Source organism: Micromonospora haikouensis, from assembly GCF_900091595.1.
In the GTDB taxonomy this organism is placed as follows: domain Bacteria; phylum Actinomycetota; class Actinomycetes; order Mycobacteriales; family Micromonosporaceae; genus Micromonospora; species Micromonospora haikouensis.
The window spans coordinates 213243-238076 of record NZ_FMCW01000006.1 but is presented as its reverse complement, the minus strand read 5'-3'; the positions used below and the strand labels follow the sequence as shown (position 1 = coordinate 238076).

Below are 24834 nucleotides of genomic sequence, written 5' to 3'. Positions count from 1 at the left end.
CAGCGTAGTTCCGCGATCAGCAGACTGTCACCCGGCGGGCTGATGTGCGAGGACGTCGCCCGCCGGTCTTCGAGTCAGGGAGGGGCACATGCGCAGGAATCGTGGTGGGCGGCACCCGGGGTGTCCACAGTGAATCCGCTGGTCGTGGTGGGTGACGTGTTGACGCTTCAGCCGTGTGACTACTGCATCGGGCAGGTGGTGCTGCGGCTGAAGGTCACCTTCGTTCCCCGGTACGCGAACTTCCTGGCGTCGCAATGGGTGCGGCTGGAGGGGCTGGAGCTGCGCCCCGACGGCACGCCGGGCCGGGAGCGCGTCGTCATGGTCCGGGTGCAGGCGATCCGCGACGCCCCGCCGGTCCGCCCGGGGCCGGGGGTGCGGGGGCGGTGACGGGCCAACACCCACCGAGGTACGCGGGCGGTCCCTGCTTCACCTGCGGCAGGCCGTGGCCGTGTTTCGAGCGGCAGGTGGCGAGCCTCGTCGAGTTCGCCGGCATGGGGGACCTGCTCGTGGCGTACCTGGGGGACTGGCACCGGCTCGGGGTCGAGGAGCGCAGGCGGCGCGGCCTGCCGTTCGACCCGGAGCTGGAGGCGCGGCGCCTCGGGTGGCTCGACATGGTGCTGCCGGCGCGGGACGGGCGGGGCGGCGGCGATGGCTGAGGCCGCGTCGGGGAAGCCGACCTGTGGGGACCTGCTGCACGTCACGCGGGCCGCCAGCGTGCAGTTCGTCCGGCCGATCCTCTTCCGGGTGATCCGCGTCCACGAGGACTGGCACACCTACCACGGGTGGCTGTGGCTGGACGGCTACGAGGTGGACGCGCGGGGCGAGGCCGTGGCCCGCCGCTCGATCTTCGTGCAGCCGGCGGGGCTGCGCCGGTTGGCCGGCGTCCCGCGTCCGGCGGCGGCGCGCCAGGGGCGGCAGGCCGTGGCGTATTGACCATCGTGATCGGCGGGACGAGACTCGGGCGCACGCGTTTCCGGCAATCCTCGCCAGGAGGTGTGCAGTGGCCACGACGCCCGCGCCGACCGCCGAACAGCCGATGGACGACGACGCCCGCCGGCTCGCCGAACTCGGTTACCAGCAGGAGTTGCGCCGCAAGTGGAGCGGCTTCTCCAACTTCGCGATCTCGTTCTCGATCATCTCGATCCTGGCCGGCTGCTTCACCACGTTCGGCCAGGCGTGGAACAACGGCGGGCCGGTCGCCATCTCCTGGGGCTGGCCGCTGATCTCGCTGTTCATCCTGGTCATCGGATTCTGCCTGGCCGAGCTGGTGTCGGCGTACCCGACGGCGGGCGGCATCTACTGGTGGGCGGCGAAGATGGGCCGGCCGGTGCACGGCTGGTTCACGGGCTGGCTCAACCTGATCGGCCTGGTGGCGGTCACCGCGTCGGTCGACTACGGCTGCGCCACGTTCCTCAATCTCACCCTGTCGGCGCTGTTCGACGGCTGGGCGGGGACGCTGCGGCAGGCGTTCGTGCTGTTCGTGATCATTCTGGCGCTGCACGGGCTGATCAACATCTTCGGGCACCGGATCATCGACGTACTCCAGAACGTCTCGGTGTGGTGGCACGTGGCCGGCGCGGCGGCGGTCGTCGCCATCCTGGCGTTCGTCCCGGACCGGCACCAGAGCTTCCAGTTCGTCTTCACCGAGCGGTTCAACAACTCCGGCTTCGGCGACGGCGGCACCGGCGGGTGGACCTTCTGGTTCTACGTGCTGCCGCTGGGCTTCCTGCTCACCCAGTACACGATCACCGGCTTCGACGCCTGCGCGCACGTGTCGGAGGAGACCCGGGGCGCGTCGAAGGCCGCCGCGCAGGGGCTGTGGCGGTCGATCTTCTATTCGGCGGTGGGCGGCTGGATCCTGCTGCTCGCGTTCCTGTTCGCGGCCACCGACGTGGACGCGATCAACGCGGCCGGCGGGTTCTCCGGGGCGATCTTCGAAACGGCGCTCACCCCGTTCTTCTTCAAGACCGTCATCATCGTCTCCACCATCGGGCAGTTCTTCTGTGGCATGAGCTGCGTGACGTCGATGTCGCGGATGGCGTACGCGTTCAGCCGGGACCGGGCGGTGCCGGGCTGGCGGCTCTGGTCGCGGGTGGACCGCAACGGCACCCCGGTCAACGCGATCGTCGGCGCGACGGCGGCCGGCCTGGTGCTCACCCTGCCGGCGCTCTACGAGAGCCCGTCGGGCATCCCGGTCGCCTTCTACGCGGTGGTGTCGGTCGCGGTGATCGGGCTCTACCTGTCCTTCGTCATTCCTATCGTGCTGCGGCTGCGGATGGGCGACCGGTTCACCCCCGGCCCGTGGACGCTCGGCCGCCGCTACAAGCTGCTCGGCTGGGTCGCGGTGGTCGAGATCGCCATCATCTCGGTCTACTTCGTGCTGCCGATCGTGCCCGCCGGGGTGCCCGGCCACGCCGACTTCAGCTGGTCGGCGGTCAACTACGCGCCGCTCGCCGTGGGCGGGGTGCTGCTCGTCGTCGCCGTCTGGTGGTACGCCTCGGCCCGCAAGTGGTTCACCGGCCCCCGCCGTACGGTCGAGGGGTTTGCCGACGGCTCCGGCGCGGGCATTGACGGTGATCCGGTCAGGCAGTAGACCTTGGTGATGGAGGCCCGCGCATGAGCAGAGCACCGCTGTCCCTCGAAGAGTTACGGGCGGCGGTCGCCGCCGGCAAGCTCGACACCGTGGTGCTGGCCCTGGTCGACATGCAGGGCCGGTTGCAGGGCAAGCGGTTCCACGCGCCGTTCTTCCTCGACCAGGTGGTGGAGAACGGCAGCGAGGGGTGCAACTACCTGCTCGCCGTCGACGTCGACATGAACACCGTCGACGGCTACGCGATGTCGAGCTGGGAGCGCGGGTACGGCGACTTCGCCATGGTGCCCGACCTGGAGACGCTGCGCCGGGTGCCGTGGCAGCCGGGGACGGCGATGCTCCTGGCCGACCTGGCGTGGCTGGACGGGTCGGGCCCGGTGGCCGCCTCGCCCCGGCAGATCCTGCGTCGCCAGCTCGACCGGCTCGCCGCGCACGGCCTGACCGCGTACGCGGGCACGGAGCTGGAGTTTGTCCTCTACCGCGACTCGTACGAGGACGCCTGGCGGCGCGGCTACCGCGAGTTGACCCCGGCAAACCAGTACAACGTCGACTATTCGCTGCTCGGCACGTCCCGGGTGGAGCCGCTGCTGCGGCGCATCCGCACCGAGATGGCCGGCGCGGGCCTGACCCCGGAGAGCGCGAAGGGCGAGTGCAACCTCGGCCAGCACGAGATCGCCTTCCGCTACGACGAGGCGGTGGCCTGTGCCGACCACCACGTGATCTACAAGAACGGGGCGAAGGAGATCGCCGCCCAGGAGGGCATGTCGATCACCTTCATGGCCAAGCCGAACGCGCGGGAGGGCAACTCCTGCCACATCCACTTCTCGCTGCGCGACGCCGACGGGCGCTCGGCGATGCTCGGCGACGGGCCCGCGCACCTGAGCGTCACCGGGCAGCGGGTGCTGGCCGGGCTGCTGGACACGATGCGGGAGTTCAGCCTGCTGTTCGCCCCGAACGTCAACTCCTACAAGCGCTACCAGCCGGGGTCGTTCGCCCCGACGGCGCTGCGCTGGGGCACCGACAACCGCACCTGCGCGCTGCGGCTGGTCGGCCACGGCCAGGGCATGCGGGTGGAGAACCGGGTGCCGGGGGCGGACGTCAACCCGTACCTGGCGATCGCCGCCCTGGTGGCGGGGGCGGTGCACGGCATCGAGCGGGAGCTGGAGCTGGGCGAGGAGTGCACCGGCAACGCGTACGACGATCCGGCCGCCGAGCGGGTCCCCGGCACCCTGCGCGACGCGTTGGGCCTGTGGGAGTCCTCGACGATCGCCCGCGCGGTCTTCGGCGACGAGGTCCACGCCCACTACGCCAACATGGCGCGCATCGAGCTGCGCGCCTTCGACGCCGCCGTGACGGACTGGGAACTCCAACGCGGCTTCGAGCGCCTCTGACCCACCCCTTTTCTCTCCCGCGATCTTGCAGTTGGGGCCCCTGCCATGGGAGCTTGGCGGCATTTGTGGGGGCCGAAACTGCAAGATCGCGGGAGCTGGAGAGGGAGGGCAGGGTGGGGGATGTGACGCGGGTGGTTGATCCCGCCAGCGGGACGGTGCTGGGGGAGGTCGTCGCCACGACGGCCGAGGAGGTCGATGCCGCCGTCGGGCGGGCCGCCGCCGCGTTTCCGCGGTGGCGCGACGTCGCGCCGGGGGAGCGGGCGCGCCTGCTGCGGCGGTTCGCCGCCCTGGTCGACGCGCACCTGGAGGAGCTGGCGCTGCTGGAGGTGCGCAACTCGGGGCACACCATCGGCAACGCCCGCTGGGAGGCCGGCAACGTCCGCGACGTGCTCGACTACTACGCGGGCGCGCCGGAGCGGCTGGCCGGGCGGCAGATCCCCGTGCCCGGCGGGCTGGACGTCACCTTCCACGAGCCGCTGGGCGTGGTCGGGGTGATCGTGCCGTGGAACTTCCCGATGCCCATCGCCGCCTGGGGGTTCGCCCCGGCGCTCGCCGCAGGCAACACGGTGGTGCTCAAGCCGGCCGAGCTGACCCCGCTGACCGCGCTGCGCCTGGCCGAGCTGGGCCGCGACGCCGGCCTGCCCGAGGACGTGTTCACCGTGCTGCCGGGCCGCGGCGACGTGGTCGGCGAGCGGTTCGTCACCCATCCGGCCGTCCGCAAGGTGTGCTTCACCGGGTCCACCGAGGTCGGCACCCGGATCATGGCCGGCTGCGCCGCCCAGGTGAAGCGGGTGACCCTGGAGCTGGGCGGCAAGAGCGCGAACGTCGTCTTCGCCGACGCCGACCTGGAGCGGGCGGCGGCCACCGCGCCGTACGCCGTCTTCGACAACGCCGGCCAGGACTGCTGCGCGCGGTCGCGGATCCTGGTGCAGCGCCCGGCGTACGACCGGTTCCTGGAGCTGCTGGAGCCGGCCGTGCGGGCGCTGCGCGTGGAGGACCCGGCGCGGGAGACGGCCGAGATGGGCCCGCTGATCTCCGCCGCCCAGCGGGACCGGGTCGCCGGGTACGTCGACGGGGCGCGGGTGGCGTTCACCGGCTCCCGCCCCGACGGCCCCGGCTTCTGGCACGCCCCGACGGTGCTGCTCGCCGACTCCCCGGCCGACCGGCACTGGCGGGAGGAGATCTTCGGCCCGGTCGTGTCGGTGCTCCCCTTCGACGACGAGGCGGACGCGGTCCGGCTGGCCAACGACACCGAGTACGGCCTGTCCGGCTCGGTCTGGACCCGGGACGTGGGCCGGGCGCTGCGGATGGCGCGGGCGGTCGAGGCGGGCAACCTCAGCGTCAACTCGCACTCCTCCGTGCGGTACTGGACCCCGTTCGGCGGGATGAAGCGTTCCGGGCTGGGCCGCGAGCTGGGCCCGGACGCGCTGCACGCCTTCACCGACGTCAAGAACGTGTTCATCAGCACGGAGGAGTGAGATGCAGGGACGGCTTCAGGACCGGGTCGCGGTGGTGACCGGTGCGGGCAGCGGGATCGGGCTGGCCACGGCCCGGCGGTTCGCCGCCGAGGGGGCTCGGGTGGTCTGCGTCGACGTCGACGCGGCGGCAGGCGAGCGGGCCGCGCAGGAGGTGGGCGGCGAGTTCGTCGCCTGCGACGTGGCCGACGAGGCGGCCGTGCGGGACCTCTTCGACGGCGTGGCGCAGCGGCACGGCCGGGTGGACGTGGCGTTCAACAACGCGGGCATCTCCCCGCCCGACGACGACTCGATCCTGGAGACGGGCCTGGACGCCTGGGAGCGGGTGCTGCGGGTCAACACGACGAGCGTCTACCTGTGCTGCAAGTACGCGATCCCGCACATGCGCCGGCAGGGCAAGGGCTCGATCATCAACACGGCGTCGTTCGTGGCGCTGATGGGGGCGGCCACCTCGCAGATCGCGTACACGGCGAGCAAGGGCGGGGTGCTGGCGATGACCCGGGAGCTGGGCGTGCAGTTCGCCCGGGAGGGCATCCGGGTCAACGCGCTGTGCCCCGGGCCGATCGCCACCCCGCTGCTGATGGAGTTGTTCGCCGCCGACCCGGAGCGGGCCGCCCGACGCCTCGTGCACGTGCCGATGGGCCGGTTCGGCCAGCCGGAGGAGATCGCCGCCGCGGTGGCGTTCCTGGCCAGCGACGACTCGTCGTTCATGACGGCCGCGCAGTTCGTGGTCGACGGCGGCATCACCGGCGCGTACGTCACCCCGCTGTGAGGCGCGGCGGGGCCGGCACACACCCCGGCCCCGCCGTCCCGCCATGCGGAAGGGCTGTCCCACTTTTTCGGTAAGCGGTGCCAGGATGGCGACATGAAGGTTCACGAGGCCATCGACGGGCGGCTGCGCGAGTTCATCGAGGAGCAGCCCGTCTTCTTCGTCGCCACCGCACCCTCCGGGGCCGACGGGCACGTCAACGTCTCGCCGAAGGGCATGCGCGGCACCTTCGTCATCCTCGGCCCGCACCAGGTGGCGTGGATCGACTTCCACGGCAGCGGCGCGGAGACGATCGCCCACCTGCGGCAGAACGGCCGCATCACGCTGATGTTCTGCGCCTTCGCCGGGCCGCCGAACATCGTCCGGCTGCACGGCCGGGGCACGGCGGTGACGGTGGAGGACGCCGGCTTCGCCGAGCGGCTCGCCGACTTCCCCGACCCGCCGGACCTGCACTCCGCCCGCGCGGTGATCACCGTCGACGTCGACCGGGTCAGCGACTCCTGCGGGTACGCCGTCCCCCTGATGCGCTACGAGGGCGACCGGGACCTGCTGATCCGCGCGCACTCCCGCCGCACCGCCGAGGACCTGGTGACCTACCGGGCCACGAAGAACGCCGCGAGCATCGACGGCCTGTCTGTCTTCTGACCCCCGGCGGCGTCCCGCGCGGATGAGACGCGGGTAACCAGCGCATCACGGCGGGGATGCGTTACGTTGCTGGTCCGTCTGGGTACAAGGCGGGTCACGGCGGCGGCGATCATGCGGTCGCCGGGGGTGACGGCCGGCGCGGGAGGATGCATGAGCTCGGCCCAGGGGGGCGAGGACGGCCAGCATCCGTCCGTCGGCACCGTCGAGGAGGCGTTCCCGCCGCTGCTCACGGCCGCGTGCGCCGCCGGCGGCGAGATGGGCGAACGTCTGCTCCGCTTCGACTGGGCGGCCAGCCCGCTCGGCGCCCCGTCCGGCTGGCCGCCGGCGCTGTGCCACGCGGTCGCCGCGATGCTCTCCTCCCGGGCGCAGATCGTCATGTTCTGGGGCCCCGAGCACCGCGCCTTCTACAACGACGCCTACCTGCCGACCATCGGCGACAAGCATCCCCACGCCATCGGCCAGCCCGCCCACGAGCACTGGCGGGAGACCTGGGACGTGCTCGGGCCCCTGCTGGGCTCGGTGCACAAGACCGGCGAACCGTACCGGGGCGAGAACCACCCCTTCGTGCTGCACCGGCACGGCTTCCTGGAGGACGTCTACTTCGACATCTCGTACGACCCGATCCGCGCCGCCGACGGCGGCATCGACGGCGTCCTGTGCCTCGTCAACGAGACCACCGGGCGGGTGCTCGGCGAACGCCGGCTGCGCGCCCTGGCCGAGCTGGGCTCCGACCTGGCCGAGGCCGAGAACGTCGCGGCCCTGGGCCGGGCCGCCGCCGGGGTGCTCGACCGGCACCGGGCGGACGTGCCGTTCGCCCTGATCTACCTGCGCGACGACGCCGGGCAGCTCACCCTCGCCGGGCGCAGCGGCAGCGGGCTGCCCGCCCCCGCCGGGCGCGGCGCCGACGGTGCCGCCGGGGTGGTCGCGCCGCTGCCGCTCGGCGAGGCGGCCACCGCGACGGTGAGCCGGGTCGCCGACGGCGGGTCCGCCACCACCATCGACGTGGCCGACCTGCTGCCCCACCTCGACGCCGGCGTGGCCGCGCAGGCGCTGGTGCTGCCGGTCACCGCGACCCACGAGCCGGTGGGGGCGCTCGTCGTGGGCGTCTCCGCCCGGCTGCCGTTCACCGACGAGTACCGCACCTTCTTCGACCTGATCGCCGCCCAGATCTCCCGCGCCGTCGGCCGGCAGCGGGCGTACGAGCAGGAGCGGGACCGGGCCGCCGAGCTGGCCGCGCTCGACCGCGCCAAGACGAACTTCTTCGCCAACGTCAGCCACGAGTTCCGCACCCCGCTGACCCTCGTGCTGGGCCCGCTGGAGGAGCTGCTCGCCGACCCGACGCTGCCCGATCCCCACCTCGACCGGCTCACCATGATGCACCGCAACGCGCTGCGCCTGCTCAAGCTGGTCAACACCGTGCTCGACTTCTCCCGGCTGGAGTCCGGCCGGCTGGCCTCCCACTACGAGCCCACCGACCTCGCCGACTACACCGCCCGGCTGGCCAGCACCTTCCGCTCGGCCACCGAACGCGCCGGCCTGCGCCTGGTCGTCGACTGCCCGCCGCTGCCCGCGCCGGTCCACGTCGACCGGGACATGTGGGAGAAGATCGTGCTCAACCTCGTCGCCAACGCGGTGAAGTTCACCTTCGACGGCGAGGTGCGGGTCCGCGTCCGGGCGGTGGACGGCGCGGCCCAGCTGGAGGTCGCCGACACAGGCGTCGGCATCGCGCCCGAGGAGCTGCCGCACGTCTTCGAGCGGTTCCACCGGGTGCCCGGCGTCCGCTCCCGCACCCACGAGGGCACCGGGATCGGGCTGGCGCTGGTCCGGGAGCTGGTGGAGATGCACGGCGGCCGGGCCGAGGCCAGCAGCGTCGCCGACCGGGGCAGCACGTTCACCGTGACCGTGCCGTTCGGTGCCGCCCACCTGCCCGCCGACCGGGTCGCGGCCGACGCGCCGGCCGCGTCGCCGGAGCTGGGGCAGGCCCGGCTCTTCGCGGCCGAGACCGCGCTGTGGACCGGCAGGCCGGGTCGGCCCGGAGCCGGGGAGGTGGCCGGGGCGACCGGCGGAGACCGGGCCGCGGCGGGCCGCATCCTGCTCGCCGACGACAACGCCGACCTGCGCGAACACGTCGTCCGGCTGCTGCGCCCGTCGTGGGAGGTGGTGGCCGTGCCGGACGGCGTCGAGGCGCTGCGCCGGGCCGTGGAGGCACCCTTCGACCTGGTGCTCACCGACGTGATGATGCCCCGGCTCGACGGCTTCGGCCTGGTGACCGCGCTGCGCGCCGACCCGCGTACCCGGCACGTGCCCATCGTGCTGCTGTCGGCCCGGGCCGGTTCGGCGGAGGCCGTCGCCGGCCTCGCCGTCGGCGCGGACGACTACCTGACCAAGCCGTTCTCCGGCGAGGAGCTGATCGCCCGGGTCCGGGCCAACGTCGAGCTGGGCCAGCTCCGGGGGCAGATCATCCGGCGGCTGCGGGCCCTGGCCGACGCCGCCGTCGCCGTGAACACCGCCCGCACCACCGCCGAGGTGCTCCAGGTGGCCGCCCGGCACGCGCTCGGCCTCGCCGAGGCCGCCCGGGTGGTGGTCACCTCCACCGGGGCCCGCTACGAGGCCGACGGCGGCGGGACGGCCGCCGTCGAACCGTCCGTCGTGCTGCCGCTGACCGGCAGCGCCGGGGAGACGCTGGGCGAGCTGCGGGTCTGGGGCCACGCCGAGGACGCCGCCGACCCCGGCCACGCCGCGCTGACCCAGCTCGCCCGGCTGGTCGGCGTGCGGCTGGAGAACGCCCAGCTCTACGAGGCCGAGCACCGCGTCGCCACCACCCTCCAGCACAGCCTGCTGCCCCGGTCGCTGCCCCGGCTGCCCGGTGCGGTGGTGGCCAGCCGCTACCTGCCCGGCAGCGCCGACGTCGAGGTCGGCGGCGACTGGTACGACGTGATCCGGCTCGACGACGACGAGCTGGTCCTGGTCATCGGCGACGTCGTCGGCAAGGGCGTGCGGGCCGCCGCCTCGATGGGCCAGCTCCGCAACGCGCTGCGCGCGTACGTGCTGGAGGGCTACGACCCGGGCGAGTCGCTGACCCGGCTCAACCGGCTGGTCGGCTCGGCGGAGCAGCCGTCGTTCGCGACCGTGGTCTGCCTCTGGTTCTCGCCCCGCAGCGGCCGGCTCCGCTACGCCAGCGCCGGGCACCCGTCCCCTTTGCTGATCCGAGGAGACGACGTGGCGTTCCTGCACGACCGCGCGCTCGGGCCGCCGGTCGGCGCGATCCCCGGCGCGTCGTACCGGACCGTGGACGACGCGCTGGCCCCCGGGGCCCGGCTGCTGCTCTACACCGACGGGCTGATCGAGGACCGGCAGCTCGGCCTCGACGCGGCCCTCGCGCAGCTGCGCGCCGACGCGGCCGGCGGCGAGCACGTCGCCGACCTGGTCGACGCGGTCGTGGAGCGGGTCGCCGCGCGGCCGCTGCGCGACGACGTGGCGGTGCTCGCGCTGGAGGCGACCGAACCGAACCGGTTCGCGCTGCGGCTGCCCGCCGACCCGACCCGGCTGAGCGTGCTGCGCCGCCGGCTGGAGGACTTCCTCACCGCCCACCGGGTCGGCGAGAACGACCTGTTCGACCTCACCGTCGCGGTCTCCGAGGCCGCCGCGAACGCCATCGAGCACCCGGTCTGCCCGGCCGAGCCGACCATCGGCGTGGAGGTGACCATCGCCGACGGCACGGTGGTGGCGACGGTCCGGGACAGCGGGCAGTGGCGGGAGTCGACCGGCGCGGGCTTCCGCGGGCGCGGACTGGCGCTGATCAGGGCGCTCGGCGACCTGACGGTCAGCCGTACCACCGAGGGGACGCAGGTGACGCTGCGCCGGCGGCTGCGGGACTGAGCGCGCCCGGCGGGCCTCGGCCGTGCTGGCCGGGCCGGAGGCGGCTCGCCGGCCGGGGCTCGGCTCGCGGGGGCGCGGCTCGCCGGCCGGGGCTCGCCGGCCGGGGCTCAGGCGGGGGCGACCCAGTCCTGACCGGCCAGGCCGGAGATCTCCAGCACCCGGCGGACCTGCCGCGACGGCAGCACGGTGAGCGCGCCCGGGAAGCGCTGGGCGAGCCGGACCACGGCATGGATCGCCGCCGAGTCGAAGAACGTGACCTCCCGCAGGTCGAGGGTCACCCGACCGGCCGGCTCGCGCAGCGCGGCCTGGAGCATCGTGTCGGCCGTGGCCATGTCCACCTCGCCGACGACCACCACGCGGACGTGGTCGCCGTCGGTCTCCGTGCGGGCGGAGAAGACGGGAGCGGCACCCCCTTGATCCACGCAGAACACGATGGCACAGCGGAAGTGGCTCGGCAACAACCGGTCGGCCGAGGCCACGGGCCGGGCCGCCGCCACCGCGGGGCACCCGGCCGCGCTGCCCGCCGCCCGGCCGGCGATAGGCTTGCGCCATGACCGTCCGTGCGCCGCTGACCCCCGGCACGCTCACCCCGACGCGACCGGTGCCGCCCGACATCGTCCGACCGGAGTACGTGGGCAAGAAGCAGCCCCGGCAGTGGACCGGCTCGCACGTGCAGACTCCGGAGACCATCGAGCGGATGCGGGTCGCCGGCCGGCTCGCCGCCCAGGCCACGCAGCTCGCCGGCGAGCACTGCAAGCCGGGGGTGACCACCGACGAGATCGACCGGGTGGTGCACGAGTTCCTCTGCGACCACGGGGCCTACCCGTCGACGCTGGGCTACAAGGGCTTCCCGAAGTCCTGCTGCACCAGCCTCAACGAGGTGATCTGCCACGGCATCCCCGACTCCACCGTGCTGTGCGACGGCGACATCGTCAACGTCGACGTGACCGCGTACATCGGCGGGGTCCACGGCGACACCGACGCCACCTTCTGCGTCGGCGAGGTCGACGAGGAGGCCCGGCTGCTGGTCGAGCGGACCCACGAGGCGATGCTGCGGGGGATCAAGGCGGTCGCCCCGGGCCGGCAGATCAACGTGATCGGCCGGGTCATCGAGTCGTACGCCAAGCGGTTCGGCTACGGGGTGGTCCGCGACTTCACCGGCCACGGCATCGGGGAGGCCTTCCACAGCGGCCTCTACGTGCCGCACTACGACAGCCCCCGACCGACCGACGTGATGGAACCGGGCATGACGTTCACCATCGAGCCGATGATCACCCTCGGCACCCACCAGTACGACATGTGGGACGACGGCTGGACGGTCGTCACGAAGGACCGGAAGTGGACCGCCCAGTTCGAGCACACGATCCTCGTCACCGAGGACGGCCACGAGATCCTGACCCTGCCGTGAGCGACACCCCGGCGGCGCTGCGCGAGGCGCACCACGCGGACGTGTCCGGCGGCTGGCTGCGGCCGGCCGTGTTCGGCGCGATGGACGGCCTGGTCACCAACATCGCCCTGATCGCGGGCGTCGGCGGCGGCGGGGTGTCGCCGCACAGCATCGTGCTCACCGGCGTCGCCGGCCTCGTCGCCGGCGCGATCTCGATGGGCCTCGGCGAGTACACGAGCGTCCGGTCGGCCAACGAGCAGGTCGCCGCCGAGGTCGCCAAGGAATGCCGCGAGCTGGAACGGCACCCGGAGGCGGAGGCCCGCGAGCTGGCCGACGCGTGGGTGGCCCGGGGGCTGTCCCGCGACCTCGCCACGCAGGTCGCCGAGGCGGTGCGGGCCAACCCGGAGGAGGCGCTGCGGGTGCACGTCCGGGAGGAGCTGGGCGTCGACCCGGACGACCAGCCCAGCCCGTGGGCGGCGGCGATCTCGTCGTTCCTGTTCTTCTCGGTCGGCGCGCTGATCCCGCTGCTGACCTACCTGCTCGGCGCCACCAGCCTGTGGCTCGCGCTGGCCGTCGGCGGGGTCGGGCTGTTCGCGGCCGGGGCGATCGTGGCCCGGTTCACCAACCGCGCCTGGTGGAGCAGCGGCGTGCGGCAGCTCCTCCTCGGCGCGGCGGCGGCCGCCGCGACGTACCTGGTCGGCACCCTCATCGGCATCCAGGGCGGCCTGTAGGCAGGCGCGCGGGTCAGCCGGCGAGGAGGTCGTCGACGGTGCCGTCCACGGGGCGGCCCCGGGCGGCCAGCTCCTCGGCCTGCCGGGCCAGCACCGCGCCGACCTCGGTCATGTCCGCCCCGGCCAGGCCGGTGCGGCGCACCGCGTCGCCCGGGTCCCGGAAGTAGGTGCGGCCGAGCAGCCCGTTGACCGTGGCCGCCGCGAGCCGGGCCTCGCCGAGCATCAGCAGCGCCTGGTCCGTCTCGTACCACTGCGCGAGCCGGGCGGCCCGGGCGTGCGCGGCGCAGCCCCTGTACCACGCCTGCCGGGCGGCGCCGGTGAACTCCGCCGGCCGGGCCCGGGCGAGCGTGGCCAGGTGCTCGTCGCGCAGGGCCGGCAACCATCCGGTCGGGTCGTGCAGCGCCCGGGTGGTGACGTACCGGTCGGCGACCAGCGGCCACAACGCCGTGATCGACCGGGCCCGCTCCAGGTGGTCGTCGGCGGCCGTGACGGTCAGGTCGACCAGCACGCCGTCCACCCGACGGGTCGCCGGTCGCGGCCCCGTGCCGGGCCGGTAGGTGGCGATCAGCAGCCCGACCTCGACGTCCCCGCCACCGTCGTCGTCGCCGTGGGCCAGCGGGCCGTGCACCGCCACGGCCAGGACGTCGGCCGGGAAGCGCCGCCGGGCCGCCGCGGCGACCCGCTCCGCCACCGACCACCGGGGGTCGTCCTGGTAAGGCTCCACGCGGCCCCACCCTAGTCAACCGGCGGCGGGACCGCCCGGTCCGCCGCGCCCGGTGCCGGCCCGGTCAGCGGGGCGCCAGGCGGAAGACCCGGATCTCCCGCCCGCCGGCCCGCTCGACGTACGTCTCGTACGCCGGCCACTCGGTGGTCAGCAGCCTCCAGAGCCGGTCACGTTCCGCGCCGGTGGCCACCTCGGCCCGCACCGCCAGTCGTCGCCCCCGCACGTCGACCTCGGCTGTCGGGTCGGCGAGCAGGTTCAGCGCCCAGGCGGGCTGGTGCTGCTGCCCCCAGTTGGAGCCGACCACCACGAAGGCGTCGCCGTCCGGCACGTACAGCAGGGGGTTGCTGCGCGGCAGGCCCGAGCGACGGCCGGTGGTGGTGATGACCAGCGAGGGGACCAGGCCCAGCGCGACCACCCGTCCTTTGGTGAGCCGGCCGACCGCCCGGTCGACGGGGACGAGCAGCCGGATCGTGGCGCCGAACCAGCGGTGATGGCCGAGGCGGCGGGTCAGGGTACCGATAGCGGACACGCGGCCAGTGTGCCGCCTGGGCGGCGGTCAGTCGAGGCGGCGCTCCACGGCCAGCCGGGACCGGGTGAACAGCGCCGCGCCGGCCATCGCCACCAGCGGCACCACCACCAGCACGCCCAGCGTGAGCCACGGGACCAGGATCGGGTACGGCTCCTGCACCGGCCAGGCCGCGGCGATCCGGCGGTTCAGGGCGACCAGGATGATCACCGCCGTGCCCAGCCCGACCACGATGCCCAGCGCCGAGCCGAGCACGGCGATCACCCCGGCCTGGCACAGCGAGAGCACCCGCCGCATCCGGGGGCTGGCGCCCACGGCACCGAGGGTGGACAGGTCCGCGCGCCCCTCGGCGGCGGCGAGGCCGGTGGCGACCGCCGCCGCGCCCACCGTGATCAGGCCGGAGCCGACGGCCAGCACCAGCAGCAGCGACCGCTCGTCGCTGCCCCACGTCCCCCGCTCGACGATCACGTCGAGCCGGCCGAGCCGGCGCAGCTCGACGTCAAGGCGGTCCTGCTGGGCGGTGGTCGGTGCGGCGGCGGTGGCCACCGCGTACCCGATCTGGCGGGTGTCGAGCCCGAGCCGGGCGGCGGCGGCGCGGGACACCGTGAGCTGGTCCACCCCGACGCCGCCGCGCAGCGCGTACCCGGGGACGGTGGCGGTCCCGATCACCGCCGGCTCCGGGGCGTCCCCCACCCGGGTCGCCGTGAGGGTGAGCCGGCCGGCGAGCAGGTACCGCTCGTCGGTGACGACCGCGCCGCCGGCCGCCAGCACCCGCCGGGCGGCGGCCACCTCCTCGGGACCGACCCCGGTCAGCGCCGCCAGCGCGTCGCCGTCGTCGACCGAGACGGGCACGGAGTAGCCCGTCGGGTATCCGCCCTCCACCCACCCGCTGCAGCGCGGGTCGCTGCGGGCGCGGGCCCGCACGGCCGCGTCGCGCAACTGCTCCACCTGGTACGGGCAGGCCCGCCCGGCCGGCAGGTCCACCCGGACGTCGCACCACTCGCCGTCGCCGAACGGGGCGGGGCAGGCCGGGGCGTCGACCCGGGCCACCGTGCTGCCCGGCAGCGTCGCGGCGACCACCTCGGCGACCCGGGGCACCGGCGGCAGCGGCGTCCCGTCGCCGGGGCCGATGACCATGGCGTGCCCGTACGGCATGGCCAGCAGGTAGCTGGCGTCGGTGCGGGCGCTGTCGCTGGCCACGTAGACGCCGAGGGCGACGCTGCCGGCGACCGCGGCCATCACCGCCGAGATCGCGGGCGCGGCCGAGGAACGGTTGCGGCTGGCGTCGCGCAGCGCGATCCGGGGCGCGAGCGGCAACCACCGGCCGGCCCGGGCGAGCACCCCGACCAGCGTCGGGGTGACGAAGACCAGCCCGAGCTCGCCCAGGACCACCCCGGCGAAGAGCACGACCGTGACACCCCGGGTGGCCCCGAGGGCGGCCACCGCCACGCCGACGACGGCCAGCAGCGCCCCGATCAGCGGCCAGCGCCGCCGGTGCTCCGGCGCGCTGCGCCGCCCGGCCAGCCCGGCCACCACGTCCTGCCGCGCGGCGGTCCAGGCCGGCGCCAGGGCCGCGAGCACCCCGGCCAGCACCGCGACGACGGCGATCGCCGCCAGCGCGGCCGGGAAGACGCGGTACGCCCCGAAGCGCGCGCCGAAGACGTACTCCTCGATGAGCGGCCGGGCCGCGAACGCGCCGGCGACGCCCAGCGCCAGCCCGGCGGCGGCCCCCGCGCAGCCCAGCACCACCCCGTCGGCCAGCACGATGCGGCGCAGGTGCGCGGCGTCGCCGCCGGCCACCGCGACCAGGGCGAGGTCGCGGCGGCGACGCCGCACGCCGACGGCGAACGCCGGCCCCACGAGCAGCACCACCTCGAGCAGGCCGAGGCCGGCCACCAGCAGCGCGGTGCCGGTGTCCTCGGCGGTGAGCGCGATGCTCGTGGGGCCGGGCTCCGCCGTGGGGTGCGGCGCCGGGGTGCGGGCGACCACCACGATCCCGCGCGCGTTGAGCCGCTCGGTCAGCCCGGGGCCGGCGTCGGCCGGCAGGTCGACGAGCCAGCTCGACTCGCCGCGCGGGTCGCCCGGTTGATTCGTGGGGGGCAGCGCAACCGTGGGCCGCAGGTTGTCGGGGAACTCCACCACCCCGACCACCGTCCGCTCGGCCGACCCGTCGGCCGGGGCGATCCGGTCGCCGAGCCCCGCGCGCAGCCGACGCAGCGCCGCGCGGTTGAGCCCGACCTCGTCGGCCCCGGTCGGGGGGCGGCCGGCGAGCACCCGGCCCTGCCCCCGCAGCAGCGGGTCGGTCAGGTCCAGCAGCCGCCCGTCGACCGTCTCGCGCCGGCCCCCGGCGCGGGCCTCGAACGGCACCCACCAGCGGACCTCGGCGACGCGGCTCCCGGCCGGCAGCAGGGCGGTCAGCTCGTCGGCGGTGACCGGGCGGCTCCGCCCCGGCACGCCGTCGCGCTGGTAGGTGGTGTCGCCCCAGGCGTCCTGCGCCACCGGGCCCTCGGCGACCCAGCGCAGCTCCGCGTCGGCGGCCCCGAGCCGCCGGTCGATCCGCTCGGCCCGGCTCAGCTCCGCCATGTCGTAGCTGACGGCGGAGAGGGCCAGCCCCAGCACCGGCAGGGTGATCATCGCGAGCACCAGCGCGGTCCGGCCACGGGCCCGGCGCGCCTCCCGCCGGGCGATGCGCAGCGCGGCCCGCCACGAGCGCAGCGCCGCCAGCAACCGCCGTACGCGGGCGGGGTGGCGCGCGCTGTTCACCGACCGCTGCCGGCCAGCAGCTGCTCGACACTGCCCAGCGGGGCCGTCGAGTCCACCATGACCCCGTCGCGCAGGAACACCACCCGGTCGGCCCAGCCCGCGTGCCGGGCCTCGTGGGTGACCAGGACGGCGGCGGCCCCCGCGTCGACCCGGCGGCGCAGCAGGCGCAGCACCGCCTCGCCGGTCTGCGAGTCCAGCGCGCCGGTCGGCTCGTCGGCCAGCACGAGCCGCCGCTCGCCGACCAGGGCCCGGGCGATGGCCACCCGCTGCTGCTGCCCGCCGGAGAGCTGGTCGGGGAAGCGGTCGCCCAGCTCGGCGAGGCCCACCTCGGCGAGCGCCGTCCGGGCCGCCCGCCGCCCCTGGCGCACGCCGACGCCGTCGAGTTCGAGGGGCAGCGCGACGTTCTCGGCGGCGGTGAGGCTGCCCAGCAGGTTCAGGTTCTGGAAGATGTAGCCGATCCGCCGGCGGCGCAGCCGGGCCAGCGCGCGGGGGTCCAGCGCGCCGAGCGCCTGCCCCTCGACGCGGATCTCGCCCGCGGTCGGGCCGTCCAGGCCGCCGGCGAGGGCGAGCAGGGTGGACTTGCCGGAGCCGGAGGGGCCCATCACCGCGACCAGCTCGCCGGGGGCGACGGTGAGGCTCACCCCGCGCAGGGCGTGCACGGCGGCGTCGCCGCTGCCGTGGGTGCGGTGCACGTCGCGGACGTCGAGCACGGCCGTGGTCGCCGGCCCGTGCGGGTCGTCGCCGGGGCGGGCGGCCGCGTCGGGGCCGGCCCGGTCGACGGGCCTGCCCCGGTCCGCCGGGCCGCCGGGGCCGTGGTGCGGGTCGGGCGGGTCGGGGCGGGTCGTCGGCGCGCCGCCCGTCCCGCTCATCGCCGCGCCTCCTCGCCGTCCCGGTCCGCCTCCGCCGGCCGCCCCGGACCGGCCCGCCCGCCGGGCCCGGGGGCGGGCCGGTGCCGGACGAGGCTCGTCTCGCAGTGGTCCAGCCAGCGGATCTCCGCCTCGGCCTGGAACACCATCGCGTCCAGCACCAGCCGCCAGGGCAGGTCCTCGGGGCGGTCGCTGGCGTACTTCAACCGGGTGAACTCCTGCAACGCCCGCATGGTCGCGGTGCGCTGGGTCTGCACCACCGCCCGCACGTCGACCCCCGGGGTGGTCAGGGCCAAGGCGAGCTTGATCGCCAGCTCGTCGCGGGGGCGGTCGGTGCGGCTGATCGGGGTCGCGAACCACAGCGCCAGGTCCGCCCGCCCGGCGTCGGTGATCTCGTACGGCCGCTGTCCCGCCTCGCTCTCCGGCAGCGGCCGGACCAGCCCGTCCCGCTCCAGCCGGGAGAGGGTGGTGTAGACCTGCCCGATGTTCAGCGGCCAGGTCGAGCCCGTCGACTCCTCGAACGCGGCCCGCAGCTGGTAGCCGTACATCTGGCCGCGTTCGAGGAGCGCGAGCAGGCCGTGACGGATGGACATGGCTCCGAAGTATGCATACCTGGTATGCCGCCCGCAATCGCGGGTCCCACCGGGGCGACCAGCGCAAACGCTGCGGTCCCGGTCAGCGCGGTCAGGTGGGGCGGCCGGGGAAGGCCACGGTGACGGGAGTCACCCCGGCGGTGCGCCGCCACCGGGTGGCCCGCACCGCGCAGTCGGTCAGCGCCGCGAGGGCCCGGTTGCGGTCCTCGCCCGTGGTGTGCGGCAGCGCCGCGCGCCAGAAGGCGGCGGTGCGTTCCTCCACCTCCACCGCCAGCCGCAGCGCGCTCGCGGTGTCGGTGACGGGGAACGGCAGCGTGTATCCGGCCTTGTCGGCGGGGACGGTGCCGCCGGCCGCGCTGAGCTGGAGCACCAGCGCGTCCCGCCGGGACCGGTGCGCCGCCTCGGCGCGGCGGGCGGCCGTGCGGGCGGCGTCGGCGAGGCGCACCCCGATCACCCCGTACGCCCAGACCGCGGCGTACTCGGCGGTGAGCGCGCCGCCCAGGGCCTCGGCCGGGCCGGACGGTGCCTGGCGGTGTCTCACTTCAGCGCCTCCACGTGGGTCGCCCGCGCGGCGGCGATCGAACCCACCAGGGCGGCCCGGTCGACCGGGGCCTCGGCACAGAGCTTCGCGGCCGCCTCGCGCCCACCCTGCTCGGCCTCGCGCAACGCGGCCAGCACCGCCGCCCGGTCGCCGCCGGTGGTGGCCGCAGGCGACGGCCCCGGCGAGGCGGCCGGGCGGCCCGTCAGCTTCGCCAGTTCGGCGGCGTGCGCCTCGTGGGCGTCGGCGATCGGGGTGAGCAGCGGGGCCAGGCCCGGGTCGGCGGCCAGGGCGGCGCGGTGCCGGGCGGCCAGCTCGCGGGCCTGCGTGGCGAGGGGTTCGAGCGGGTCGGGGGCCTGGTCCTGCCGGTCGCCCCGGTCGAGAAGGTCACAGCCGGTCAGCGGCGCGACGGCCCCGCCGAGCGCCAGGAGCGCGCCTGCGCGCAGGAGGTTTCGCCGGGAATGCCCGAGCGCTCGGACGTGCGGTGTCGTTCTGCGCCTTGCCACCGGACAAGTCAACACCATCGGAGCGGACACGTGGGTCAGGGGCGTCGGTGCGCCGCCCGGCCCGCCGCGCCGCAGGCGCGTTACGCTCTGCGCAGCCACCGGCGCGTCTGCCCCGGTGGCGTGCCGGCATGGCGTCCCGACCGGGCGTCGTCGTTCACGAAGGGGTGCGCCAGATGACGCAACGGGGCCGTACCACCAGGTCGACGGGGCCGACGGGGAGACCCCGACGCGCCGACGGCCCTCGTGGTGGTGACCGCGTCGGCGGCCCCCGGGTGGACCTCGCCGCGCGGCGGTCGCGGTTGCGCGCGGTGATCGAGCCGGTGGTCAACGGGGCCGGGTACGACCTGGAGGACGTCTCCGTCTCCCGGGCCGGCCGCCGGCACGTGGTGCGGGTCATCGTCGACGCCGACGGCGGGATCAGCCTGGACGCCGTCGCCGACGTCTCCCGGGCCGTCTCCGCCGCGCTCGACGCGGCCGAGGAGTCCGGCGGCGACATCCTGGCGGGCGAATACCAGCTGGAGGTCAGCTCCCCCGGGGTGGACCGCCCGCTCACCCTGCCCCGGCACTGGCGGCGCAACGTCGGCCGGCTGGTGAAGGTGACGGTCCGGGCCCCGCTGCCCGGGCAGCGCGCCGAGCAGCCCGCCGGCGACCGGCAGGTCACCGGCCGGGTGGTCGAGGCCGACGACGAGCGCGTGGTGCTGGAGACCGACTCCGGCCGCGCGGAGTTCGCCCACGCCGAGCTCGGCCCCGGCCGGGTGCAGGTGGAGTTCCACCGCCTCGACGAGGTGGCCGACGACGAGCTCGACGAGGTCGCCGACGACGAGTCCGGCGACAGCTCAGACATTGACGACATCGACGACGAAGATGATGTGGAGGACGAGGAGAGGTGAACATCGACCTCGCGGCGCTGCGCGCACTCGAGCGCGAGCGGGAGATCCCGTTCGACACGATCCTCGCGGCGATCGAGACCGCGCTGCTGACCGCCTACCGGCACACCGACGGGGCCGAGCCGCACGCCCGGGTCGAGATCGACCGCAAGACCGGCGCGGCCCTGGTCTACGCCCAGGAGCTGGACGACGACGGCACGGTGGTGCGGGAGTGGGACGACACCCCGCACGACTTCGGCCGGATCGCGGCCATGACCGCCAAGCAGGTGATCCTCCAGCGGCTGCGGGAGGCCACCGACGAGGTGCACTTCGGCGAGTACGTCGGCCGCGACGGCGACCTGGTCACCGGCGTGGTGCAGGCGCACGAGGCGCGCAGCGAGAAGGGCATCGTCAGCGTCGACCTGGGCAAGCTGGAGGGCGTGCTGCCGCAGTCGGAGCAGGTCCCCGGCGAGCGGTACGCCCACGGCGAGCGGATCCGCTGCGTCGTGGTGCACGTCGCCAAGGGCATGCGCGGCCCCCAGATCACCCTGTCCCGGTCCCACCCGGCGCTGGTGAAGAAGCTGTTCGCCCTGGAGGTGCCGGAGATCGCCGACGGCACCGTGGAGATCGGGGCCATCGCCCGGGAGGCCGGCCACCGCACGAAGATCGCGGTGCGTTCCACCACGCCGGGCGTCAACGCCAAGGGCGCCTGCATCGGCCCGATGGGGCAGCGGGTCCGCGCCGTGATGAGCGAGCTGCACGGCGAGAAGATCGACATCATCGACTGGTCGGACGATCCGGCGACCTTCGTCGGCAACGCGCTCTCGCCGGCCAAGGCGCTGCGGGTCGAGGTGGTCGACCTGGCCACCCGGACGGCCCGGGTGACCGTGCCGGACTTCCAGCTCTCCCTCGCGATCGGCCGGGAGGGGCAGAATGCCCGGCTTGCCGCCCGATTGACCGGTTGGCGGATCGACATCCGCTCGGACGCGGAGCAGGCGACGACGGCCGCGCGGGGCGGGGCTGATCACGTCCGGGAGCCGGGCGGCGCGATCTCGGGCAGCTAGGGGTAGACTTCTTCCAGTGGTACGACGCGCGCTGCCGGAGCGCACCTGTGTGGGCTGCCGGCGACGTGCGCCGGCCAGCGAATTGCTGCGGATCGTCGCGGTCGGCGACGAGGCTGGTCACAGCCTCCGGCCCGATCCGGCTCGCAGGCTGCCGGGTCGGGGAGCGAACATGCACCCGGATCCGGCCTGCTTCGCGCTGGCAGTGCGCCGCCGTGCCTTCGGGCGCGCGTTGCGCGTCACCGGGGTCGTCGACCACGGTGTGCTGGCCGAGCACGTCGATGCGCCAACCACTACGTCCGGTCATCCCGACCGGGCGAGGGTCGCTAGCAAGGTAGGACGACCGACATGAGCACACGATGAAGTCCCTGAAATGACCAGGCTTCAAGTGCAGGAGTGAGGTCGCTGCGGGTGCTGCCCGCACGACCTCGGAGTGAGGAGTGCAGTGGCAGGTAAGGCCCGCGTACACGAGCTTGCCAAGGAGCTCGGGGTCGAAAGTAAGACAGTTCTCGCCAAGCTGAAGGAAATGGGCGAGTTCGTGAAGTCCGCGTCCAGCACCGTCGAGGCGCCCGTCGCCCGTCGGCTGCGCAACGCCTTCGTCGCCTCCGCCGGCTCGCCGGCGCCGTCCGCCCCTTCGGCGGCCAACCAGAGCCCGACGTCGACCCCGACTCCGACGCCGTCCCCGGCCCCGGGTGCCCCCCGGGTCACGGCGAAGCCGATGCCGCCCCGGCGGCCCGGCCCGCCGACCCCGGGACCGAAGCCCAAGGGCCCGGTCCCCGGCCCGCCGCAGCCGGCGACCCCGGTCGCCAAGCCGGCGAGTGCCCACGACATCGAGGTGGCCGCCGCCGAGGCGCGCGCCGCCGCGCTGAAGGCCGAGCAGGAGGCCGCGGTCAAGGCCGCCCAGGCCGCCCGCCAGCAGCAGCGTGAGAACGTCCGCCGGGAGCCTCCGGCGGAGGGCGGTCCCCGTCCCGGCCCGCGTCCCGGTCCGGGCGCGATGCCGCCCCGCCCGGGTTCCCCGGCCGCCGGTCGCCCCGGTGGCCCGGGTCAGGGCCAGGGCCCCGGCGCCCGGCCGGGCGGTCGTCCGCCGGCGCGCGGCGCCGGTAACAACCCGTTCGGCATCCAGGGCGGTCAGCAGCAGCAGCGGCCCCCGGCCGCCGGTGCCGGTGGCCCCCGGCCCAGCCCGGCGGGCATGCCGCCGCGGCCGAGCCCGGCCTCCATGCCGCCCCGGCCCAGCCCGGCGTCCATGCCGAGCCAGCGTCCCGGCCGGCCCGGTGGCCCCGGTGGCCCCGGCGCGGGTCGTCCCGGCGGTGGCGGCGGAGCCGGTCGTCCCGGTGGCGGCGGCGGCTTCCGCGGCGGTCCCGGTGGCGGCGGCGGTGGCGGTGGCTTCCGCGGCGGTCCCGGTGGCGGCGGCGGTGGCGGTGGCTACCGTGGCGGTCCCGGTGGCGGCGGCGGCGCCCCCGGCGCCGGTGGCGGTTTCCGGCCGGGTGGCCCGGCCGGCGGCGGTGGCCGTCCGGGTGGTGGCGGTCGCGGCCGTGGCGGCGGCGCCGCGGGTGCCTTCGGGCGTCCGGGCGGCAAGCCGACGCGGGGTCGCAAGTCCAAGAAGCAGCGCAGACAGGAGTTCGACAACCTGTCGGCCCCGACCATGAGCTCGGGTGCCCCCCGGGGTCAGGGTCAGGTCGTCCGGCTCTCCCGTGGCGCGTCGCTGTCGGACTTCGCCGACAAGATCAACGCCAACCCGGGTTCGCTGGTCCAGGAGATGTTCAACCTGGGCGAGATGGTCACCGCGACCCAGTCCTGCTCCGACGAGACCCTGCTGCTGCTGGGTGAGCACCTCGGCTTCGACGTGCAGATCGTCAGCCCGGAGGACGAGGACCGCGAGCTGCTCGCGCAGTTCAACATCGACCTCGACGCCGAGGTCGCGGAGGACCGCCTGGTCAGCCGTGCGCCGGTCGTGACCGTCATGGGTCACGTCGACCACGGTAAGACCAAGCTGCTCGACGCGATCCGCAAGGCGAACGTGGTCGCGGGCGAGGCCGGTGGCATCACCCAGCACATCGGCGCCTACCAGGTCCACGTCCCGCACGAGGGCGAGGACCGGGCGGTCACCTTCATCGACACCCCGGGTCACGAGGCGTTCACCGCCATGCGTGCCCGTGGTGCCCAGGTCACGGACATCGTGGTCCTGGTGGTGGCGGCCGACGACGGCGTGATGCCGCAGACCATCGAGGCGCTCAACCACGCCAAGGCGGCGGACGTGCCGATCGTGGTGGCGGTCAACAAGGTCGACAAGCCGGAGGCCAACCCCGACAAGGTCCGCCAGCAGCTGACCGAGTACGGGCTGGTCGCCGAGGAGTACGGCGGCGACACCATGTTCGTCAACGTGGCCGCGAAGCCGGGCATCGGCATCGACGAGCTGCTCGAGGCCGTCCTGCTGACCGCCGACGCGTCGCTGGAGCTGACCGCTCCGATCGACGGGCCGGCGCAGGGTGTGGCCATCGAGGCCCACCTGGACAAGGGCCGGGGCGCGGTCGCGACGGTGCTGGTGCAGAAGGGCACCCTGCGGGCGGGCGACTCGATCGTCGCCGGTGGGGCGCACGGCCGGGTCCGGGCGATGCTCGACGAGAACGGCAACCAGGTCGCCGAGGCGGGCCCCGCCCGTCCGGTGCTGGTGCTCGGTCTCACCGCGGTCCCCGGGGCGGGCGACACCTTCCTCGCGGCGGCCGACGACCGCACGGTGCGGCAGATCGCCGAGCAGCGGCAGGCACGGCGGCGGGCGGCGTCCTTCGCCAACTCCCGTGGCCGGGCCACCCTCGAGACGCTCATGGAGCAGCTCAAGGAGGGCGAGAAGACCTCGCTCAACCTGGTGCTCAAGGGCGACGTCTCCGGTTCCGTGGAGGCGCTCGAGGACGCGCTGTTCAACCTCGACATCCCCGAGGAGGTCCAGCTCCGGATCATCCACCGGGGCGTGGGCGCGATCACCGAGAGCGACGTCATGCTCGCGAGCGCCTCGTCCGAGGCGGTCACGATCATCGGCTTCAACGTGCGGGCCGCCAACAAGGTCCGCGAGATCGCCGACCGCGAGGGCGTGGAGATCCGGTACTACACCGTGATCTACCAGGCCATCGAGGAGATCGACGCCGCGCTCAAGGGGCTGCTCAAGCCGGAGTACGAGGAGGTCGAGCTGGGCAGCGCGGAGATCCGCGACGTGTTCCGCTCGTCCAAGGTCGGCAACATCTCCGGCTGTATCGTCCGGTCGGGCATCATCCGCCGCAACGCCAAGGCGCGGCTGCTGCGGGACGGGTCGGTCGTGGCGGACAACCTCACGATCAGCTCCCTCAAGCGGTTCAAGGACGACGCGACGGAGGTCCGCGAGGGCTTCGAGTGTGGTCTGACGCTGGGCGGTTACAACAACGTCCAGGTCGGCGACATCATCGAGACCTTCGAGATGCGGGAGAAGCCGCGCGCCTGACGCGTCCGACGCGCTGATCGAGGGGTTTACGCCCGCAACGGCGTAAACCCCTTGA

At 74.8% G+C, this 24834-nt stretch carries 23 protein-coding genes; 15 read left to right on the top strand and 8 right to left on the bottom strand.

The genetic code is table 11. The features are described from left to right. Window positions 1–129: 129 nt before the first annotated feature. The 9 genes from GA0070558_RS08605 to GA0070558_RS08565 all read left to right on the top strand — a co-directional run bounded on the left by GA0070558_RS08605 (window position 130) and on the right by GA0070558_RS08565 (window position 10749). On the top strand, window positions 130–387 hold the full coding sequence (locus tag GA0070558_RS08605; protein WP_091277464.1) for a hypothetical protein: 258 nt from the start codon (window positions 130–132) through the stop codon (window positions 385–387). Window positions 388–464: 77 nt separating this feature from the next. After that, entirely contained in the window at window positions 465–656 is a 192-nt protein-coding gene (locus GA0070558_RS08600; protein WP_091277462.1) for a hypothetical protein, read from the top strand. Further along, window positions 649–933, top strand: a complete 285-nt coding sequence (locus GA0070558_RS08595; RefSeq protein ID WP_091277460.1) for a hypothetical protein — start codon at window positions 649–651, stop codon at window positions 931–933. The genes GA0070558_RS08600 and GA0070558_RS08595 overlap by 8 nt, the downstream gene beginning before the upstream one ends. A 67-nt stretch (window positions 934–1000) precedes the next feature. Beyond that, window positions 1001–2593: an amino acid permease gene (locus GA0070558_RS08590; protein ID WP_091277458.1), complete on the top strand. Its 1593-nt coding sequence runs from the start codon at window positions 1001–1003 to the stop codon at window positions 2591–2593. A 23-nt stretch (window positions 2594–2616) separates the two neighbouring features. Then, the gene (locus GA0070558_RS08585) at window positions 2617–3981 is read left to right on the top strand and encodes a glutamine synthetase family protein (RefSeq protein ID WP_091277456.1); all 1365 of its coding nucleotides are present in this window, start codon (window positions 2617–2619) and stop codon (window positions 3979–3981) included. A gap of 131 nt (window positions 3982–4112) precedes the next feature. Beyond that, a complete protein-coding gene (locus GA0070558_RS08580; protein ID WP_439709579.1) occupies window positions 4113–5459 on the top strand; it encodes an aldehyde dehydrogenase family protein in 1347 nt (448 codons plus the stop codon). A gap of 1 nt (window position 5460) precedes the next feature. Next, the gene (locus tag GA0070558_RS08575; RefSeq protein ID WP_091277452.1) at window positions 5461–6228 is read left to right on the top strand and encodes a 3-oxoacyl-ACP reductase; all 768 of its coding nucleotides are present in this window, start codon (window positions 5461–5463) and stop codon (window positions 6226–6228) included. Window positions 6229–6321: 93 nt separating this feature from the next. After that, the gene (locus tag GA0070558_RS08570) at window positions 6322–6870 is read left to right on the top strand and encodes a pyridoxamine 5'-phosphate oxidase family protein (RefSeq protein WP_091277450.1); all 549 of its coding nucleotides are present in this window, start codon (window positions 6322–6324) and stop codon (window positions 6868–6870) included. A gap of 150 nt (window positions 6871–7020) precedes the next feature. Beyond that, window positions 7021–10749, top strand: coding sequence for a SpoIIE family protein phosphatase (locus tag GA0070558_RS08565; RefSeq protein ID WP_091277434.1), 3729 nt, complete (start codon window positions 7021–7023; stop codon window positions 10747–10749). Between the two features lie 107 nt (window positions 10750–10856). Here GA0070558_RS08565 and GA0070558_RS08560 read toward each other — a convergent pair whose 3' ends face one another. Further along, window positions 10857–11171 carry an STAS domain-containing protein gene (locus tag GA0070558_RS08560; RefSeq protein WP_091277543.1) on the bottom strand — a complete coding sequence of 105 codons (315 nt, stop codon included), beginning with the start codon at window positions 11169–11171 and terminating at the stop codon, window positions 10857–10859. A 128-nt stretch (window positions 11172–11299) separates the two neighbouring features. On the opposite strand from GA0070558_RS08560, the gene map reads away from it, so the two are divergent. Both map and GA0070558_RS08550 read left to right on the top strand, forming a co-directional pair. After that, complete coding sequence (map, locus tag GA0070558_RS08555; RefSeq protein ID WP_091277432.1) at window positions 11300–12157, top strand: type I methionyl aminopeptidase; 858 nt, start codon at window positions 11300–11302, stop codon at window positions 12155–12157. Continuing rightward, entirely contained in the window at window positions 12154–12867 is a 714-nt protein-coding gene (locus tag GA0070558_RS08550; protein WP_091277431.1) for a VIT1/CCC1 transporter family protein, read from the top strand. Before map ends, GA0070558_RS08550 begins: the two co-directional genes overlap by 4 nt. Before the next feature lie 13 nt (window positions 12868–12880). Here the strand turns inward: GA0070558_RS08550 and GA0070558_RS08545 are convergent, their stop codons facing one another. The 7 genes from GA0070558_RS08545 to GA0070558_RS08515 form a co-directional block, all read right to left on the bottom strand. Then, window positions 12881–13591 (bottom strand): hypothetical protein, encoded by a 711-nt coding sequence (locus GA0070558_RS08545; protein ID WP_091277430.1) that lies wholly within the window; start codon window positions 13589–13591, stop codon window positions 12881–12883. Window positions 13592–13655: 64 nt separating this feature from the next. Further along, window positions 13656–14120 (bottom strand): nitroreductase/quinone reductase family protein, encoded by a 465-nt coding sequence (locus GA0070558_RS08540; protein ID WP_077936692.1) that lies wholly within the window; start codon window positions 14118–14120, stop codon window positions 13656–13658. A 27-nt stretch (window positions 14121–14147) separates the two neighbouring features. Beyond that, the gene (locus GA0070558_RS08535) at window positions 14148–16880 is read right to left on the bottom strand and encodes an FtsX-like permease family protein (protein WP_176734143.1); all 2733 of its coding nucleotides are present in this window, start codon (window positions 16878–16880) and stop codon (window positions 14148–14150) included. Next, complete coding sequence (locus tag GA0070558_RS08530; protein ID WP_091277428.1) at window positions 16877–17749, bottom strand: ABC transporter ATP-binding protein; 873 nt, start codon at window positions 17747–17749, stop codon at window positions 16877–16879. Before GA0070558_RS08530 ends, GA0070558_RS08535 begins: the two co-directional genes overlap by 4 nt. Then, the gene (locus tag GA0070558_RS08525) at window positions 17746–18339 is read right to left on the bottom strand and encodes a PadR family transcriptional regulator (protein ID WP_043962407.1); all 594 of its coding nucleotides are present in this window, start codon (window positions 18337–18339) and stop codon (window positions 17746–17748) included. Before GA0070558_RS08525 ends, GA0070558_RS08530 begins: the two co-directional genes overlap by 4 nt. 91 nt (window positions 18340–18430) lie before the next feature. Continuing rightward, window positions 18431–18880, bottom strand: a complete 450-nt coding sequence (locus GA0070558_RS08520) for a ferritin-like domain-containing protein (protein ID WP_043962408.1) — start codon at window positions 18878–18880, stop codon at window positions 18431–18433. Continuing rightward, complete coding sequence (locus GA0070558_RS08515; RefSeq protein WP_176734142.1) at window positions 18877–19383, bottom strand: hypothetical protein; 507 nt, start codon at window positions 19381–19383, stop codon at window positions 18877–18879. Before GA0070558_RS08515 ends, GA0070558_RS08520 begins: the two co-directional genes overlap by 4 nt. Before the next feature lie 173 nt (window positions 19384–19556). On the opposite strand from GA0070558_RS08515, the gene rimP reads away from it, so the two are divergent. The 4 genes from rimP to infB all read left to right on the top strand — a co-directional run bounded on the left by rimP (window position 19557) and on the right by infB (window position 24779). Beyond that, window positions 19557–20273 (top strand): ribosome maturation factor RimP, encoded by a 717-nt coding sequence (gene rimP / locus GA0070558_RS08510; protein WP_077936696.1) that lies wholly within the window; start codon window positions 19557–19559, stop codon window positions 20271–20273. Further along, a complete protein-coding gene (gene nusA / locus GA0070558_RS08505; protein ID WP_043962410.1) occupies window positions 20270–21313 on the top strand; it encodes a transcription termination factor NusA in 1044 nt (347 codons plus the stop codon). The genes rimP and nusA overlap by 4 nt, the downstream gene beginning before the upstream one ends. Before the next feature lie 16 nt (window positions 21314–21329). After that, window positions 21330–21662, top strand: a complete 333-nt coding sequence (locus tag GA0070558_RS08500) for a YlxR family protein (protein ID WP_077936697.1) — start codon at window positions 21330–21332, stop codon at window positions 21660–21662. Between the two features lie 93 nt (window positions 21663–21755). Next, the gene (gene infB, locus GA0070558_RS08495; protein WP_091277426.1) at window positions 21756–24779 is read left to right on the top strand and encodes a translation initiation factor IF-2; all 3024 of its coding nucleotides are present in this window, start codon (window positions 21756–21758) and stop codon (window positions 24777–24779) included. Window positions 24780–24834: the final 55 nt, after the last annotated feature.

What these genes read in the sequence shown, in the direction of transcription:
- GA0070558_RS08595 (WP_091277460.1), top strand. Translation starts at nt 649, where the DNA reads ATGGCTGAGGCCGCGTCGGGGAAGCCGACCTGTGGGGACCTGCTGCAC.
- GA0070558_RS08585 (WP_091277456.1), top strand. Translation starts at nt 2,617, where the DNA reads ATGAGCAGAGCACCGCTGTCCCTCGAAGAGTTACGGGCGGCGGTCGCC.
- GA0070558_RS08575 (WP_091277452.1), top strand. Translation starts at nt 5,461, where the DNA reads ATGCAGGGACGGCTTCAGGACCGGGTCGCGGTGGTGACCGGTGCGGGC.
- GA0070558_RS08570 (WP_091277450.1), top strand. Translation starts at nt 6,322, where the DNA reads ATGAAGGTTCACGAGGCCATCGACGGGCGGCTGCGCGAGTTCATCGAG.
- GA0070558_RS08565 (WP_091277434.1), top strand. Translation starts at nt 7,021, where the DNA reads ATGAGCTCGGCCCAGGGGGGCGAGGACGGCCAGCATCCGTCCGTCGGC.
- map (WP_091277432.1), top strand. Translation starts at nt 11,300, where the DNA reads ATGACCGTCCGTGCGCCGCTGACCCCCGGCACGCTCACCCCGACGCGA.
- GA0070558_RS08530 (WP_091277428.1), bottom strand. Translation starts at nt 17,749, where the DNA reads ATGAGCGGGACGGGCGGCGCGCCGACGACCCGCCCCGACCCGCCCGAC.
- GA0070558_RS08525 (WP_043962407.1), bottom strand. Translation starts at nt 18,339, where the DNA reads ATGTCCATCCGTCACGGCCTGCTCGCGCTCCTCGAACGCGGCCAGATG.
- rimP (WP_077936696.1), top strand. Translation starts at nt 19,557, where the DNA reads ATGACGCAACGGGGCCGTACCACCAGGTCGACGGGGCCGACGGGGAGA.